18 protein-coding genes are annotated in these 16309 nt (G+C 35.3%); 13 read left to right on the top strand and 5 right to left on the bottom strand.

All coding sequences use genetic code 11. The features are described 5' to 3' along the window. Positions 1–214 precede the first annotated feature (214 nt). The 5 genes from BCR23_RS14810 to BCR23_RS01345 all read left to right on the top strand — a co-directional run bounded on the left by BCR23_RS14810 (position 215) and on the right by BCR23_RS01345 (position 4323). Complete coding sequence (locus tag BCR23_RS14810; RefSeq protein ID WP_205688481.1) at positions 215–754, top strand: hypothetical protein; 540 nt, start codon at positions 215–217, stop codon at positions 752–754. 89 nt (positions 755–843) lie between these two features. Beyond that, positions 844–1710: a hypothetical protein gene (locus BCR23_RS01360; protein ID WP_240482511.1), complete on the top strand. Its 867-nt coding sequence runs from the start codon at positions 844–846 to the stop codon at positions 1708–1710. Between the two features lie 99 nt (positions 1711–1809). After that, complete coding sequence (locus BCR23_RS14805) at positions 1810–2343, top strand: hypothetical protein (protein WP_205688480.1); 534 nt, start codon at positions 1810–1812, stop codon at positions 2341–2343. Positions 2344–2686: 343 nt separating this feature from the next. Further along, the gene (locus tag BCR23_RS01350) at positions 2687–3985 is read left to right on the top strand and encodes a Y-family DNA polymerase (RefSeq protein ID WP_069633704.1); all 1299 of its coding nucleotides are present in this window, start codon (positions 2687–2689) and stop codon (positions 3983–3985) included. Next, the gene (locus BCR23_RS01345; RefSeq protein ID WP_069633703.1) at positions 3982–4323 is read left to right on the top strand and encodes a hypothetical protein; all 342 of its coding nucleotides are present in this window, start codon (positions 3982–3984) and stop codon (positions 4321–4323) included. The genes BCR23_RS01350 and BCR23_RS01345 overlap by 4 nt, the downstream gene beginning before the upstream one ends. 92 nt (positions 4324–4415) lie before the next feature. On the opposite strand, the gene BCR23_RS01340 is transcribed toward BCR23_RS01345, so the two are convergent. Next, positions 4416–5630, bottom strand: a complete 1215-nt coding sequence (locus tag BCR23_RS01340) for a YdcF family protein (protein WP_069633702.1) — start codon at positions 5628–5630, stop codon at positions 4416–4418. 132 nt (positions 5631–5762) lie between these two features. Then, the gene (locus tag BCR23_RS01335) at positions 5763–7613 is read right to left on the bottom strand and encodes a sensor histidine kinase (protein WP_069633701.1); all 1851 of its coding nucleotides are present in this window, start codon (positions 7611–7613) and stop codon (positions 5763–5765) included. Positions 7614–7724: 111 nt separating this feature from the next. Here BCR23_RS01335 and BCR23_RS01330 point away from each other — a divergent pair, with 111 nt between their 5' ends. Beyond that, positions 7725–8447, top strand: a complete 723-nt coding sequence (locus BCR23_RS01330; protein WP_069633990.1) for a response regulator transcription factor — start codon at positions 7725–7727, stop codon at positions 8445–8447. A 46-nt stretch (positions 8448–8493) separates the two neighbouring features. Here the strand turns inward: BCR23_RS01330 and citG are convergent, their stop codons facing one another. The 3 genes from citG to BCR23_RS01315 all read right to left on the bottom strand — a co-directional run bounded on the left by citG (position 8494) and on the right by BCR23_RS01315 (position 11566). Further along, positions 8494–9381 (bottom strand): triphosphoribosyl-dephospho-CoA synthase CitG, encoded by an 888-nt coding sequence (citG, locus tag BCR23_RS01325; RefSeq protein WP_069633700.1) that lies wholly within the window; start codon positions 9379–9381, stop codon positions 8494–8496. Next, positions 9365–10069 (bottom strand): GntR family transcriptional regulator, encoded by a 705-nt coding sequence (locus tag BCR23_RS01320; protein WP_069633699.1) that lies wholly within the window; start codon positions 10067–10069, stop codon positions 9365–9367. Before BCR23_RS01320 ends, citG begins: the two co-directional genes overlap by 17 nt. A gap of 153 nt (positions 10070–10222) precedes the next feature. Then, positions 10223–11566, bottom strand: a complete 1344-nt coding sequence (locus BCR23_RS01315; protein WP_069633698.1) for a CitMHS family transporter — start codon at positions 11564–11566, stop codon at positions 10223–10225. A 396-nt stretch (positions 11567–11962) separates the two neighbouring features. Between BCR23_RS01315 and BCR23_RS01310 the strand changes: the two genes are divergently transcribed. The 7 genes from BCR23_RS01310 to citE all read left to right on the top strand — a co-directional run bounded on the left by BCR23_RS01310 (position 11963) and on the right by citE (position 16309). Then, positions 11963–12286 carry a hypothetical protein gene (locus BCR23_RS01310; RefSeq protein ID WP_069633697.1) on the top strand — a complete coding sequence of 108 codons (324 nt, stop codon included), beginning with the start codon at positions 11963–11965 and terminating at the stop codon, positions 12284–12286. A gap of 95 nt (positions 12287–12381) precedes the next feature. After that, positions 12382–12780 (top strand): acetyl-CoA carboxylase biotin carboxyl carrier protein subunit, encoded by a 399-nt coding sequence (locus tag BCR23_RS01305; protein WP_069633696.1) that lies wholly within the window; start codon positions 12382–12384, stop codon positions 12778–12780. A gap of 29 nt (positions 12781–12809) precedes the next feature. After that, complete coding sequence (locus BCR23_RS01300) at positions 12810–13931, top strand: sodium ion-translocating decarboxylase subunit beta (RefSeq protein WP_069633695.1); 1122 nt, start codon at positions 12810–12812, stop codon at positions 13929–13931. A 42-nt stretch (positions 13932–13973) separates the two neighbouring features. After that, positions 13974–14099 carry an OadG-related small transporter subunit gene (locus BCR23_RS14950; RefSeq protein ID WP_069633694.1) on the top strand — a complete coding sequence of 42 codons (126 nt, stop codon included), beginning with the start codon at positions 13974–13976 and terminating at the stop codon, positions 14097–14099. 18 nt (positions 14100–14117) lie between these two features. Continuing rightward, positions 14118–15113, top strand: coding sequence for a [citrate (pro-3S)-lyase] ligase (gene citC / locus BCR23_RS01290; protein ID WP_069633693.1), 996 nt, complete (start codon positions 14118–14120; stop codon positions 15111–15113). Positions 15114–15125: 12 nt separating this feature from the next. Next, a complete protein-coding gene (gene citD / locus BCR23_RS01285) occupies positions 15126–15434 on the top strand; it encodes a citrate lyase acyl carrier protein (protein WP_069633692.1) in 309 nt (102 codons plus the stop codon). Beyond that, positions 15422–16309 carry a citrate (pro-3S)-lyase subunit beta gene (gene citE / locus BCR23_RS01280; protein WP_069633691.1) on the top strand — a complete coding sequence of 296 codons (888 nt, stop codon included), beginning with the start codon at positions 15422–15424 and terminating at the stop codon, positions 16307–16309. Before citD ends, citE begins: the two co-directional genes overlap by 13 nt.

Genomic DNA, 16309 nt, shown 5'->3' with positions numbered 1-16309 from the left:
TGTACCAGAAAATACAACAACTAGAAGCTACATAAGACACTCAAAGCTCATCATGATCGGGGGCTAAGAGTGTTGATGACTATGCTAAAAAGGCAAATGATATGCATAAGAATAAAGACAAGTATCAAAAAAGTCGATACTGATGGTGTAACTAGGTTATATGATGAAAAAAATATTGGAATAGGCAACCTGAGAAATAGAGAGGGGAATAAATATGTTATATTCGTGTTTAGTATGTGGCTATGATGGCTTAGAAAATAAGCAGTATAATGGTAAAAATACATCAGGTGAAATTTGTTCGTGTTGTGGATTTCAATATGGAAAAGATGATAAAGATAATCGTAATTCATATGAAGAATGGCGAAAAAATTGGATAGAAGAAGGCTGTCACTTTTGGTATATTCCTGAGTGTCCAGAAAATTGGGATGTAGAAAAACAACTAAAAGAGATTGACGTCACTTATAAAAAGAGTAATCTGATAAAAAATAATTGTCCAGTCTGTGAATTTGATGGATTATTTGAACCAGCTTATGATGAAGAATATGGATACCCTTCAGATGATATCTGTCCATGTTGCGGTTTTCAATTTGGCCTGCATGATTATCCAGAAAAAATTAAAGGTATAAAAAAGTGGCGTGAAAATTGGATATTAGGAGGTTGTCAATGGCACTTTAAACCAGATAAACCAACAGAGTGGTCACCCAAATCGCAGTTGACGAATTTGGTGAATTTGCAATACGAGAGTCATCAGTAGAAAAGGTAATCAAAGTTGGAGTAAGCTATGTATTTTTATAGCTTACTCCGACCATATACATAATTTATTCAGTAGCGCCAATTACGTCTTTGTCAATTATATCCGAGGTAGAAGCTGTTTTTAATCCTAAAAGTGGCACAACAATAAGAAATGGGAACAGTAAAGCAAAAAAAGATACTGGATATTTACAAAAATATGATTCAGTTTTGTCACAAGGTGATGGAGCCAGTCGTAGAAGATGTTCTTGGAAAAGTACAAAAATAAAAGAGATTTTGAAAAAGGAAAGCGAGAGAAAACTTACGATGAAAAAGGAACCAGACTTAGAGATTCAATCACAAGACGGTATCATTCCCAAAATACAGCCAATTGATAGTGATACGGTGAATATTAATAGTGAGTTATGGGAGCTATATATTCGAGCTGATGATTATGACGATCTACTTATTGAGACTGAAAAAAAATACAAAAAGGTTGTATTAGATGTTTTTAATAAACCGATGCTTAAAGAAGATCCACGATTAGATTTGCTATCAAACAACTATTTTAAATTAAGTCAAGAATCTAAATTTCTTTGCTTCATCAAAAAAGTTTTTGAATTAAATAGAGAAAAATGTTATATCGACTTAGGAACATTTGGAAATAATCAAGATTTAATAGAGTTTCTGATTAGTCAAGAGAAGCTCTTTGATCAAATAGATAAATATATCATATTAAAACAGATTGAAATTTTGAGAAAGAGTAAAGAACCAATTTATTTAATAGATGATCTTAATGTATTGAATATGTTTTTTAAAGGTTTTTTACGGGAAAGTTTATGGAGTAGCTTGTATTTCAATACAGTACCTTTAATTATAAAAACGAATTATGATATTAGTATACCTTTGATTTTTCAAAGTGAAGAAGATAAAAAAGTATATGAAAAAATTGCACATGAAAGTGGGTTGTTCTTTCTGTAGTTGATTTCAATTATAAAAGAATCATCTTTGAACGTGGTAGGAGAAAGATGAGTGTGCTGGAAAATCAAATAAGCGAATTTTAGGAATGGCGGTAATACAATGTATACATGCACAGTTTGTGGCTTTAAAGAACTTGAAATGGAGCCATATGGAGAAAAACATCCATCAGGTGAGGTTTGTTCTTGTTGTGGTTTTCAATTTGGAAAAGATGATGATAAAGGAATTTCTCATGATTTATGGAGAAAAAATTGGCTGAAAAAGGGTTGTCCTTTTTGGTATATTCCTGATCAACCAAAGGATTGGGACGTACAAAAACAATTAAATAGTGTTGGTATTATATCTACTAAGAAAGAAGAGGAGAAAAATAGTTGTCCAGTTTGTGAGTTTGATGGACTATTTGAACCAGCTTACACTGAAGAATATGGCTCCACTTCAGATGAAATCTGTCCATGTTGCGGTTTTCAATTTGGCCTGCATGATTATCCAGATAAAGATAAAGGAATACAAAAATGGCGAGAAAATTGGATAAGAGGTGGTTCTCTTTGGTATTCAAAAAATCGCGTTCAGCAGAATTGGAGCGCAACAGAACAATTCATCCGTTTGTGTAAAATTAGAACGGGGAAAATGATATAGTCTGCAAGAAATTAAGTATAAAGAAGAGGCATTATATTTATGGAGTTTGAACTTCAAAAAATTAATAGATGATATGTTATTAGATGAAACAATTGTAAAAGAAAATCATTGTTGTTTATAAATAATTTGGTTTAGCAACTATTGTCAGCACATTTCAAAAGACGTTATGTTAGATAATATTAAATACTAAAATAATACGAGCGATTATCAGACAAAAAGCTGATAGTAGCTCGTATTATTTTTAATTTGTCTGTAGCCCACAAAATTTAAAAAGATGTTCCCCTTTACAAAACAAACGTACGTTCGTATAATAACTATGAAAGAAACCAAGGAGAGGATTGCAATGTTTTTTGACTATGAAAAAGAACCTAGAAGAGCGATTTTTTGTATTGATGTAAAATCATTTTATGCATCTGTCGAATGTGTGGCCAGAGGATATGATCCTATGGAAAAAATGCTTGTCGTTATGAGTCATGCTGAAAATACCGGCGGCCTGGTTCTAGCTTCTTCTCCAAAAGCGAAAGAAGTACTTGGCATCACTAATGTAACGAGGAAATACGATGTACCTAATCACCCTGAATTAGTAGTAGTTCCGCCACGAATGAATGAATACATCAAAGAGAACATGAAAATCAATGCTATTTATTCAGAATATGTGGCAGAAGAAGATTTACATATCTACTCGATTGATGAATCTTTTTTAGACGTAACAGCCAGTTGGAGATTATTCGGGCGAACACCAATGGAATTAGCTAAACTCATCCAACAAAGAATCCAAAAAGAAACAGGATTATATATTACCATTGGCATTGGAGACAACCCCTTATTAGCCAAATTAGCTATGGATATTGAAGCGAAGCATAATGATGAACGGTTAGCAACATGGCATTATGAAGATGTTTCTGAAAAAGTTTGGTCCATTGAACCAATGACTGACATGTGGGGAATCGGTCAAAGATTAGCGAAGAGATTGAACGATCTCGGCATTCGTTCTGTTTATGATTTAGCCCATGCAGATATAAATAGCTTAAAAAGAAATCTTGGAATCATTGGCGAGCAGCTTTATGCTCATGCTCACGGCATCGACCGCAGTCGTTTAGCGGAAAAGTACATACCAGAAGAGAGATCCTATAATAATTCTCAGATTTTGATGCGAGATTATCTAAAACAAGACGAGATTGAAGTAGTGATTCGAGAAATGGCAGATCAGGTGGCAGCTAGGCTTAGAAAAGCTAACTGCCAAACAGAATGCGTTCACTTATCGATTGGCTTTTCAAAAGCTGTTAAGAGAGAAGGAACAGGTTTTTCAAGGCAAATGAAAGTTCCTTTAACAAATAGTAGTAGGATGTTAATCGACTACTGTCTGATGATATTCAGACAACATTGGCATGGAGAAGAAGTACGACATATTGGAATTACGTATTCCAAACTAAATTACAATACTTATGTACAATTAGATTTATTTCATGAGCCAGACGAACAATTGAAAGAACGAAACTTAGACCAGCTAATTGATGAAATTCGTCAGCGCTTCGGCTACGTTTCATTAGTTCATGCAAGTTCGGTATCATCTGGCGGTACAGCAATTTCAAGAGCATCACTGGTAGGTGGACATGCAGGAGGAATGGAGGGATTACAATGAGCAAAGAGCGAGACTATTATTTTGAGCAGTATCAAGATCGAAAAATGAAAAAATGGGCAGGCTTTTATTTGTCTGAACATACAGCAATTATTGAACAAGAGAAGAAAAGACAACCGCCTGAAAAGAAGAGACAAATGAGTTGGGCTGAAATCGATGAAGTTTTAGCTCAAGCCTTTCAAAATCAAGTTGAAGTAATTATTCAGAAAGAAGAATTAGATGGTGAAGGGAATTACGGAGCCGATATTATAGGAAGAATTCAAGGGCACGATGAATTAGGAATTTATGTGGATAGTCAAAAGGTTGGTTACGATGAGATTCGTCATGTGCATCTTCACTAAAGAAAAAACAAGACTGGGACATAACTCTGCGAATCATGCACCAGTCTTGTGGGATACTGATAAACGTTTTTGTCCTATCCTCGTTTTTTGTTTTAATTGTGAGAGACAAGGAAGAAGTCAGCTAATGCTAATAGAATCATCATTAACGTAATGAAACCACAAACAATTAAATGGCGGCGTTTATGCATCATTACGATTGCAATAAACTCTCTCAAAAAAGCATTTGGCAGAAAGTAAAAAGCCGTTTTTGCGCCGATGCCATTAGCATTTAGATTGGCCATTTTCGCAAAAAGACCCGCTCGAAATAGGTGGAAATTATTAGTAGTGAAGAGTGCATGAAAATCTGTTCCACCAAAAGTTTGTTCCATGATTTCTTTAGAAAATTTCATATTTTCCAAAGTATTTTTAGAGTTTGTTTCAACTAAAATACTTTCTTCTGGAATCCCTTTTTCTATAGCATATTGCTTCATAGCGATACTTTCAGCAATATGCTCATCATCTCCCTTACCGCCAGACATAAGAATTTTAGGCGGATGTAGTGTTGCTCGAGATTGAGCTTTGTAAAATTGAATGGCTTTTTCAATACGTTTACCTAAAAGTGGAGGCACTGTTTTTCCATCAATCAAACCTGAGCCTAAAACGATAATGAAGTCTTGGTTATAGTTGGGCTGATTGAATTGATAGATGATCGAAATCGTTAAAAAATTATAAAAAACGATTGAAAAATAAAACATTGATAAGGGCAAAATGCCAAACAATACAGAAGCCCACTGCGGCAAAATTCGAGTAGAATAAAAATTAAAAATTAAAAAAACAGTCAAACCAATTGCTAAAAGCAAAGTTAATAAATTGGCGAGAGAATGTCCTTCTTTTCGTAAAACGACAATAGCATTCCAGTATAAGAAAACAAGTAACGCATAAAGCCCAATCAATAAGAGTAGGAACAAGACAGCACCTGTGATTCCAGCCAAAACCATCAGTAGTGGATCATTCGTTCTAACTAACAAAATCCCAAGATAAGTCATACCGACAACCAAAAATAGATTAAATAGCAATCCATTTACCAATCTGCGTTTTTCTTTAAAATAACAAAAAAGAAAAAGCAGTAAAAAGGCTGAAGGAATTAGATAGTAATAAGTGTGAAGCTGGATTTCCAAATAAATGACATAGAAGATAAAACAAAGTGAGAACCAAAGTAATTCAAAAAACTTCCAATCTTGATTTACTTTTTTACGACGCCAAGTTGGAATCATAAATGCACCAATCAGATAAATAATGCCGATGATAATACTAAAATAACTTCCCATGGATAGAACTCCTTCAATAAATGATTTCCTTATCAGTATAACGAAAAATGAACGGAAAAAATACTATAAAGTCTAAGGAGTAGAACATAGTTATTACCTTATAAAAAAAATAAACATCCTATAAAAGAATGTTTATTTAGGAGAACGTACTGGAAAAGTGATTAAGAAACTAGCACCGTGTCCTTCCTCTGAATCCAATACTAGATGCCAACCATATTTTGCAACGATTGAGGTCACCGCGAACAAGCCCAAGCCAGTACCTTCATCAGCCGTTTTGGTAGTAAAAAATGGTTCAAAGATTTTTTCTTGTAACTTAGTAGGAATCCCTGATCCATTATCAGAGATTTCAAGTGTAACAAAGGCGTCAATATGATTCATCCTATGGTTATCTTTTTTGAGTATATCTGTTATTTCTTTTGATGCAGGGCGAACAGTTACCTGAATTTTTTGGCGTTTATCATTATTATCTTTTGTTGCCTGATAGGCATTAGTTATCAAGTTATAGATCAAGTTTTGTAAATCAATTTCTTCCAGCTTAGTTGTTCCTAGATTTTCTTGAATTGATAATGTCAGCTGTACTTTTTTAGGAATAATTTCTCCAATAAGATGGGTGGCTACACCAATAGCAGCAGAAATATCCATCCATTCTTGAACACTGTCTTGTGTTTTAGAAAAACGTAGAACGTTTGATGAAAGCTGCTTTCCTCTTTGAGCAGAGTGCAAGATTTCTTCTAGGTCTGCTTCTAATACAGGATTGTCTGCGTATTCTTCAAGAAGTAACTGCGTATTACCTATGATGGGGGTTAAGAAATTATTCATATCATGCACGATTGAAGTAGTGAGCAAACCAACCGTTTCCATTTTATTGCGCTGATAGAGTTCTAATTCTAGTTGATGTTGTACTTTTTGTTGTTTTTGTTTTTCGATTAATCGTCGATTTTCTTCTTCGATTGTTTCTTTTTTTCTGAAATTATGAATAAACAGCGAACAGATGATGATTAATAGTAATAATAAAACTAAAAGGAAAGACAAAACAATGACGAAATTGATGATAGCATCGTTTCGTTCATTATAATCCGCATTGATCGCAACGACCCAATGAGCTAAACCAACATCAATCCATTCAAAGGCACTGATTTTTAACACTTCTGAAGGTATATCTTCATCCCACCAATAAGATTTATAGGTTAACTTTCCAGAAGAATGATTTAATTGATATTTCTCCAATCGTTTTAAATCAGAGTAATCAAAGTTAGGATAAAGCTTTTCCCGATCGCTAATAATATCTAGACCCACTTGTTTTGTTACAGGATGCATAATGACAGTCATTGAGCGATCTTTGATCATTGGGTAACCTTTATAGTCTAATTCAAAATCTTGTAAAAAATTCTTATAAAACGCCTCTAAATTAAGTGGTAAAATCAAGTAACCATCAATACTGCCTGTTACTGTTCGGATTTCCTTATAAAAATTAATATAGGATTTTTTATCTATAAAATAGGAATCGCCATTTTGAGTAGTAGGATTATCAAGTAGCTGCTTTAAAGATAAATCATGATTAATGAATGGACGAATGCTTTGAATATCCGCAATTGACACCTGTTTTTTTTCTGAGTTCCAATGAAAAGCATACAATGGTGTCCCGTCAGGTGCTACATAGAAAAGTGCATCAGCTTCATCATTAAGTGAGTCAAAAAAAGTAGTAAGAGAAGATTGGCTAGTTTTTAAGTAAGTTGCAGGGGCATCGCTGTTTTTTAAATTGCCGTCTATAGCTAAGTAATTGAGTGATTGATGCCGATTTTTCATAGATAACTGAATCACTTTACCAACATACTCTGTTGACTGCAACAAGAAATCTTGTCCACTGGCAGTGGTTGTTTTTCTAATAACAGAGAAACCACGGATTGCAAAGAAAACGGATACAACAATAAAGAGGATCATTGCTGTAATCATGATGTTTACAATTCTAGTTGTTCGTTTCATTGGTCTAGCTCCTTTTAAAAGTCTGTTCATATCATAACAAGTTCATATTGAAATTTAAAGATAATTCCGCTATTGTAGAGATAATATAAAAAGAATAACGAGGTGTGTATGTTGCGGAACGAAAAAATTTTAGTTGTGGATGATGAACCTGCTATTCGTAGGCTGATTTGGAAATCGCTTCAGTCGACAGGGCTGTTAGTTTATCAGAGTGATACGATTGAAAAAACGTTAGATATTATGGATCGAGTAGATTTTCAGTTATTCCTTTTAGATGTAAGTTTAGAGCATGAAAATGATGGCTATCATTTGGCTCAATTAATTCGAGAACGTCAGCCTTTAACGCCAATCATATTTGTCAGCGGGAAAAAGAGTGAACAAGATATTGTCAGTGGTCTAGAATCAGGTGGTGACGTTTATATTTCCAAACCATTTGCTCCAACTGTGTTGCGTGCCCAAGTTATCAGTACTCTGAACAGAACCGAACAGTTGCTGACATTAAGCCAGCAGCGAGAAGAAAGCATATTAAAAGAAGGTCTCTTTTCGTTTGATAAAAATCAGTATCAATTTAGCAAAAACGGTGACATAGTGAATATGACCTCGAAAGAAATTATGATGATATTATTCTTTATGGAAAATCCATATCAAGTATTTAGTAAAGAGCAGATTTATGCTAGTGTTTGGAGCGATGGGGATATGGATAAAAATCTGATCACAGTGTATATTAATTATTTAAGAAATAAAATCGAAGATGATCCGAAAAAACCCAAGTATTTACAGACCGTTTGGGGAATCGGTTATCTATTTAATCCAGAAGGAAAAACAGCCGATGAATAATAAACGCTCATCCGCTGTTTTTTTCTATTGTCTATTAAGATAAGTATCAAAATAGACCTTCCAACTGAGCAAAAAAGTAACTTAAAGCTAATAAATCAGCAGAACCGCCAGGACTAAGGTGCACTTGAATTAATTCTTGATCAAAACGAATTAAGGCTTCTTCCAATTCTTTTTCAGAGCTGTCTATTGAAAAAAGTTGTAGTAGTTCATCGGATTGTTTTTTTACATTTTTCCAAGCATTGATACCACCACGATTGATTAAATTTGAATCTTCGATGTTAGCCATGAGTTGTAACAATAGTAGTAGAAATGTTCTATGCTGTTGAGCTTTACGGTGCTTTCTTAAAAAAGGGAGTGCAATTTCTTGAAGAGTTGGGTATCCCGATTCAGCTTCTCCACGAATCCCAGTTAGACCATATTTTACATAAAGTTTTTCACCGTAACTTAAGTGTTTTTTTTGTACTAAATCAGCAAAATCTTTTGCAAGCAAGCCCTTAGTCATTTGTTTTACATAGTCGAAAATCACAGTTGTTTCATGCTTTGAAAAAGGAAGGGTTATTCGTTGTTCTTGAATAATCTTTCCTGTTGCACTCAAAACTAAAGCAAAAGAGAAATTTGCTCCTTTATGAGTATTGACACCATTGGTTTTTGCTAACATCGCTTTTTCTGCTTTTTGCCCAAGGGATCGAACGTTGGCAAATAATTCAAAAGGCGTTCCTTTATGTTTAATACCCAACTGAACATACTCGGTTAGAAATGGCGCAAGAGTAGTACTACTGTCAATAAAAGTAAAATAATTCATATCGCTATGCGCGCCACAACTTTTAGGATCAACTAATCCAGGTTTGGGATAAAGAGCCGCTTCATAAAGCAAAGCTTGCAAGGCAAATGTACCAATTGTTTGGGAAGATATAGGTTTATTCACTTGTTTCATTTAAATACTTTTCCATTTCTTTAATAATAAACGTTTGGGAATAATCTAAATGTTCCTCAATCAATAATCCCAATTGTGCTTCTTCTTGATTTTTCATACAGTTATAAATTTGCCAATGCTCATTTAGCGCTTTATCTCGACGATTTTTAGAACGAATGGAAATATCTCGAAAGTAAACTAAGTATTCACGTAGTTTCATAACAATTGATTTCAATCGCAACATTTTACTTTTTTCGTAAATCAAGTCGTTGAAATCAGAAAATTTTTTCAGTACTTGATCAATTTCATTTTGTTCATTTAATTGTTCAGTTTCTTCTAACAGCTTTTTTAATTCTTCAAAATCTTTATTAGTCATCACTTTCATTGCAGTAATCGTTGCCAAAACATCTAAAGACTTTCGGATCGCATAAATTTCATGTGCATCATTAATTGAAATCCCTTTGACAATGATTCCCACGCCAGGAACATGATCAACTAAGTCTTCTGCAACAAGTTTTTGTAATGCATAGCGGATCGGTGTACGGCTAATATTCATCACCTCAGAGAATTCTTTTTCATTAATACGTTGTCCAGCTGGGATCTCACCAAGGATGATTGTTTTTCGAAAGGCATCGTAAACAAGTTCTTTTAGAGGTTCATTTACACTTAAATCTAAATTTTTTCCAACGGCTTCGGATACTGTGCTCATCTGATCACTTCCTTGCAGATTAATAATAGAGAAGAGGTTGGGACAGAAGTATTTAGCTCCGAGAAATAAGAAGGCGTTGCTTCTGTTCCCACCCTTTATACGGGTCCCAATCATTTTGTTCGAATTGTGCGATTTTCAAGATTAAAGGATATGTTATTGCGGAATATAAAGTGGCATATGTCCAGTTAAAATGATCGTTACAACAAAAATAATGAAAATCCCCAAGGCCCATTTTGCGGATTCTTTTTGCCATTGACCCATATCTAAACCTGTCAACCGAAGCAATAGATAGATAAATGCGACAAGAGGACTTAACAAGTGGAATGCTTGCCCCATCAATGAAGCTAAGGCCATTTGCATGTCAGTAAAACCATATGCACGGCCAGCTTCTGCCAAGACTGGTAATACACCAAAATAAAAGCCGTCATTTGAAATAAAGAAGGTACCAGGAGCTGAAATTAGCGCAATCACTAATCCCCAGAAACCAGCGAGTTGATTTGGAATAATTTTTGTGAAACTTTGAGCTAATGCATCTGCCATGCCAGTTCCTTGGAAGAGACCCATGAAGACACCAGCTGCAAAAACTAAGATAACCACTTGAACAGCATCGCCACCATTTGCACCAATACGTGAAGATTGATCTTTTAAAACAGGATAGTTGACCATTAAAGCGACAACAGTGCCTGTTAAGAATAGGAACAATGGCGGTAAGCCGAGACCAACAAATGAATCAGTGACTAACAAAGCAATCAATGAAATTGTTAGGATAGCATTGAACAACCAAATTTTTGGTCGACGAATGGCCAACGTTTCTTCATCAGTAACAGTTGTCATTGCATCGATTTCTTCATCAGTTAGTTGCTTGATTCCAAGACGAGCACGTTCTTTTCTCCCCATAGAAGGTGCTACGATGAAAATTACATAAAGTAAGGCAATGATCATACCAGGAATCAGATAAGCTAAAATTTCAGCACCAACATTCAATACACTCATTGCACGAGCTGTTGGTCCACCCCAAGGAAGTAAGTTCATGATTGTATTTTGCAAAATAACAATAACAGCTAAGTTCATCAACTTCATATCTAATTTTTTGTAGATAGGAATAAAAGCAGAACAGCAGATTAGAGTGGTAGTTGTTCCATCGCCATTAAGAGAGACCGCTGCGGCAACAACTGCTGTAGCAATCAAGACTTTCATTGGATCACCTTTGGCAATATGGATCATTTTTTTCGTAATGGGATCAAACAACCCTGCATCCAACATGATTGAAAAATAAAGAATGGCAAAAAGTAACATGATACCAGTAGTGGATGTTGTTTTCACACCTTCCATTACAAAGTCTCCGATAGAACCTTTCTTAGAAACTCCCGCAACCATAGCAATCAATGCAAAAATCAATGGAATCAAAACTAGTGCAGTAAACGGGGACATTTTCTTTTTCATGATGACAAACATGAAGACGATGATCATCACATAAGACAAAACAGTTAATAACATTTTTTTCTCTCCTTCAACATTAAATTCGTTTTCCGAAACAATCGGGCTTTTTTTTGTTGATTAATAGAAAAATAACGATAAGATGTTTTTTTTGAAAACCCTTTCTTGTTTCGTTTAACAATGCCTAGTTTAATCCAACAAAGTTTAGATAAATAGTCGATAGGGAGAAAAAGAACACTAAAAAAACACGAATGATAGCGTTTTCTTAAAGAGATATTAATAAGATGTTAATAAATCCTTAAATGCTTATAAACCTTGATATAACAATGTTTTTATGCGTTTTAGAAGAATCGAGATAAAGAGGAACAGCGAAAGAACAATTTATCCTTGCTGAATCCATTTTATTGTAATCGTTTTTACCTATAATGAATGCATAAACAGAAAGGATGTGAGTTCATGGGTTTATTTGAATGGCTGTTTAATAAAGACAAAACAGAGGTAGAAGCAAATAAACTACCACTGTCTTCTACTGTGAAAGAAATAAATAAGTGGCGGGAAATTGATGGCTACATCTCAGTGGAAAGTGAGGAATATCTAGTCGTTTCATCGATTGCAACAGCAATTGCTGCAGGCGATCGACCAGAAAGTGAGTTTGTTGTTAAGCGTATTTTAAAAAGAAATCCAGAAGTGCAGTTGGTCTCTGCCATAGTTACTAGCATTGCATCGACTGATCATACAACAAGCAAGTTTGTTATTCAGTCAATTAAGGAAAAAAGATAAAATCTGCCTGTGACAAAAAAACATCGCAGTCATTTTTCTATTTTTCAGTCAGAGTAAACGAGCCCATTACATTTTAAACTTTAGGAGGAAAAGAAATGTTACGTAAATTCAAAATTTCAATCGATGGAAAAGAGTATTTAGTAGAAATGGAAGAAATCGGCGGTGTACCACAAGCACCGATTGCCGTACCAGTTACACCAACTCCACCTGTGGTAGAAGCCGCACCAACACCAACACCAGTGGAGCAAACACCAACACCAGTAACACCAGCCTCAGTTGGAAATGATGCAATGACATCACCAATGCCAGGAACGATCTTGAAAATTTTAGTGAACGTTGGAGATGAAGTAAAAGAAAACCAACCATTATTGATTTTAGAAGCAATGAAAATGGAAAATGAAGTTGTAGCTACGGCAGACGGCAAAGTAACAGGGCTTCACATCACATTAGGACAAGTTGTCAATGCTGGTGATGCGTTAATTACAATAGATTAAAATAGACTATTTTTGGAGGAAGTGAAATCGTGGAAACGTTAATTCAAGGAATCACATCTATAACATTCGGACAAATTTTTATGATGGCAATTGGCTGTTTGTTGATGTATTTAGGGATCAAAAAAGAATATGAGCCAACATTACTAGTACCAATGGGGTTAGGAACAATTTTAGTCAACTTTCCAGGAACGGGAGTATTGACACAAATGGTCAATGGTTCTGAAGCAGAAGGCGTTTTAGATGTCTTGTTTAAAGCCGGAATTGCCACAGAGCTTTTTCCGTTACTGATTTTTATCGGTATTGGCGCAATGATTGATTTTGGTCCATTACTTCAAAATCCGTTTATGTTGTTATTTGGTGCGGCAGCTCAATTTGGGATATTCTTTACCGTAATTGTTGCTGTAATGTTTGGCTTTAATATCGAAGAGGCTGCTTCTATTGGTATCATTGGGGCTGCAGACGGTCCAACATCGATTTTTGTATCCAATCAGTTAGCACCTAATTTACTAGGACCGATTACGGTTGCAGCGTACTCGTATATGGCACTTGTTCCAATCATTCAACCAATTGCGATCAAAGCTGTTACAACGAAAAAAGAACGCAAAATCCGTATGACATATAAAGCGGATAGCGTATCAAAAATGACAAAAATCATTTTTCCAATCGCTATTACGATCGTCGCAGGATTTATCGCACCGATTTCTCTACCACTAGTAGGATTTTTAATGTTTGGTAACTTGTTAAGAGAATGCGGTGTTCTAGATCGTTTATCAAATACGGCTCAAAATGAATTAGTAAATATTGTTTCTATCTTATTAGGATTAACGATCTCAATCAAAATGCAAGCAGGTTTATTTTTGAATGTCCAAACATTAATGATTATCGCCTTTGGGTTAGTCGCATTTATTATGGATTCCGTGGGTGGCGTATTATTTGCTAAATTGTTGAATCTATTCAGAAAAGAAAAAATCAATCCAATGATCGGAGCTGCTGGAATTTCCGCTTTTCCAATGTCCAGTCGTGTAATCCAAAAAATGGCAACGGATGAAGATCCTCAAAACTTTGTCTTGATGTATGCCGTAGGTGCGAATGTTTCAGGACAGATTGCATCTGTTATAGCTGGCGGATTGTTACTGGCATTCTTTTCATAACAACGTACTCATAACTAAAAAAGGAAAGGAGTTTGAACTGCTATGAATATGGAAGCATTAAAAATTGCTGGAGAGTTAATGATTTTTGGAATGGGCGGAGTATTTTTAGTTCTATTTTTACTTTTTTTAATTTCAAAATTATTACTAAAAATATTCCCCGCAAAATAAAGTAGGAAGTGATATCCAATGATCATAAAAAGATTGTGGTTGGATCGGGATCATCAGACATATAAACAATGGGCTGAATTACTAAAAACTTCTGAATTGATACCAGATGATCAGGTAGATTACACCATAGGGATCTATGATGGAAAAACATTAATTGCGACAGGATCGGTCTATCATAATATTTTGAAATGTATCGCAGTTGATTCTTCCTATCAAAATGAAAATCTTTTGACCCAGATCGTTCAAAACTTACGTGAACAGTTGATTGATTCAGGTTTTACTCATTATTTTTTATACACGAAACCAACAGTCAGCTCTTTATTCCGTTCTTTGGGGTTTACAGAAATCATTGTAACAAAAGAGTTGGCTTTTATGGAGCAAGGAATGCCGAATTTTCATGACTATCTAACAGAAATTAGTAAGTTGAAACGCCCCACTATAAAGAATGCTGGCATTGTGATGAATGCTAATCCATTTACCAAAGGGCATTTATATTTGATTACCGAAGCAGCGAAACAAAATGAGACAGTTTATGTTTTTGTTGTTTCCGAAGAGCGTTCACTTTTTGATACAACCACTCGTTTTCGTTTAGTAAAGGAAGGAATCAAGCATTTAAAAAATGTTGTTGTTTTACCAACAAGAGAATATATTGTTTCAAGTGCGACATTTCCTTCTTATTTTCTAAAAGATCAAGCCAAAGATACTATCGCTAAAGCTCAGGCAACGCTAGATGCCGTCCTTTTTAAAGAACGAATTGCACCGGTTTTAGCTATTACAACACGTTTTGTGGGTGAAGAACCATTATCACCAGTGACAAATATCTATAATCAAGCGATGGAACAAGTTTTCTCTTCTACGTTGAAGCTAGTCGTTTTGCCTAGAAAAGTAGAAGCTGATGAAATAATCAGTGCATCTAGAGTTAGGGCTTTGATGAATGAAGGCGCTTATGAAGAAATCAAAACCCTTGTTCCAGAGACAACATTTAAAGAAATCATGAATCACAAAAAAGAATAAGAGGTGTACATTTTGGAAATAAAGCAAAACGCATCCGCAGGTACAACTGAATCAAGTGACATTTTGATCATGCTAGATCCAAGTGAGACAAACGGAATTCAAATTGATTTAAATAGTAGCGTTGAAAAACAATTCGGGCGTCAGATCCGTGCGAAAATTCGAGAAACATTGGAAAAACTAGATGTAACGAATGTCAAAGTCAATGCAGTAGACAAAGGCGCATTAGATTGCACGATTGAAGCCAGAACCGTTGCGGCCGTTTATCGTGGTGCAGGCGAAGAAACAATTGATTGGCAGGTGATTCATTCATGGAAACTTTAAGAAGAACAATGATGTTTGTACCGGGAGCTAATGCATCGATGTTGCGAGATGCAACATTATACGGAGCAGATTCATTGATGTTTGACCTTGAAGATGCCGTTTCTTTGAAAGAAAAAGATAGTGCTCGTTTACTTGTTTATAATGCATTGCGAACATTTGACTATTCTACTGTGGAAACCGTCGTTCGGATTAATAGCTTGGATACAGTTGGTCACCAAGATATTGAAGCAATGGTTTTGGCAGGAGTGGATGTGATTCGTCTGCCAAAAACAGAAACGGCTCAAGATATTGTTGATGTGGCTGCTGTGATCACTGAAATGGAAACAACGTATGGAATCACTGTTGGCAAGACTAAAATGATGGCGGCAATCGAATCGGCTGAAGGAGTTTTGAATGCTCGAGAAATCGCACTGGCAAGTGAGCGGTTAATCGGGATTGCACTTGGTGCAGAAGATTATGTGACAAACATGAAAACACACCGCTATCCAGATGGACAAGAATTATTTTTTGCCCGTAGTTTTATTTTGCATTCTGCTAGAGCTGCAGGAATCGCGGCGATTGATACGGTGTATTCAGATGTAGACAATACGGAAGGCTTTTTAGCAGAAGTTGAGTTAATCAAACAATTGGGCTTTGATGGTAAATCCGTCATCAATCCACGCCAAATTCCTTTAGTAAACAGTGTATACGAGCCAACTGAAAAGGAAATCCAACATGCGAAAGAAGTTATTTGGGGAATTCGGGAAGCCGAAGCTAAAGGATCAGGCGTGATTTCAGTCAATGGAAAAATGGTAGATAAACCAATCGTTGAACGGGCGGAGCGAGTGATTGCTTTAGCTATTGCAGCAAAATTAATTTCTGAGGAGGAAGTCTAA

It is taken from the genome of Enterococcus quebecensis, from assembly GCF_001730365.1.
GTDB lineage: Bacteria > Bacillota > Bacilli > Lactobacillales > Enterococcaceae > Enterococcus_L > Enterococcus_L quebecensis.
This window is presented reverse-complemented; position numbering and strand designations above follow the sequence as displayed.

Excerpts from the sequence above, each read along its gene's own strand:
- BCR23_RS01315 (WP_069633698.1), bottom strand. The coding sequence starts at position 11,566 with ATGTTATTAACTGTTTTGTCTTATGTGATGATCATCGTCTTCATGTTT.
- BCR23_RS01340 (WP_069633702.1), bottom strand. The coding sequence starts at position 5,630 with ATGGGAAGTTATTTTAGTATTATCATCGGCATTATTTATCTGATTGGT.
- citE (WP_069633691.1), top strand. The coding sequence starts at position 15,422 with ATGGAAACTTTAAGAAGAACAATGATGTTTGTACCGGGAGCTAATGCA.
- BCR23_RS14810 (WP_205688481.1), top strand. The coding sequence starts at position 215 with ATGTTATATTCGTGTTTAGTATGTGGCTATGATGGCTTAGAAAATAAG.
- BCR23_RS01345 (WP_069633703.1), top strand. The coding sequence starts at position 3,982 with ATGAGCAAAGAGCGAGACTATTATTTTGAGCAGTATCAAGATCGAAAA.
- citG (WP_069633700.1), bottom strand. The coding sequence starts at position 9,381 with ATGAAACAAGTGAATAAACCTATATCTTCCCAAACAATTGGTACATTT.
- BCR23_RS01305 (WP_069633696.1), top strand. The coding sequence starts at position 12,382 with ATGTTACGTAAATTCAAAATTTCAATCGATGGAAAAGAGTATTTAGTA.
- BCR23_RS14805 (WP_205688480.1), top strand. The coding sequence starts at position 1,810 with ATGTATACATGCACAGTTTGTGGCTTTAAAGAACTTGAAATGGAGCCA.
- BCR23_RS01320 (WP_069633699.1), bottom strand. The coding sequence starts at position 10,069 with ATGAGCACAGTATCCGAAGCCGTTGGAAAAAATTTAGATTTAAGTGTA.
- citC (WP_069633693.1), top strand. The coding sequence starts at position 14,118 with ATGATCATAAAAAGATTGTGGTTGGATCGGGATCATCAGACATATAAA.
- BCR23_RS01310 (WP_069633697.1), top strand. The coding sequence starts at position 11,963 with ATGGGTTTATTTGAATGGCTGTTTAATAAAGACAAAACAGAGGTAGAA.
- BCR23_RS14950 (WP_069633694.1), top strand. The coding sequence starts at position 13,974 with ATGAATATGGAAGCATTAAAAATTGCTGGAGAGTTAATGATTTTTGGA.
- BCR23_RS01350 (WP_069633704.1), top strand. The coding sequence starts at position 2,687 with ATGTTTTTTGACTATGAAAAAGAACCTAGAAGAGCGATTTTTTGTATT.
- BCR23_RS01335 (WP_069633701.1), bottom strand. The coding sequence starts at position 7,613 with ATGAAACGAACAACTAGAATTGTAAACATCATGATTACAGCAATGATC.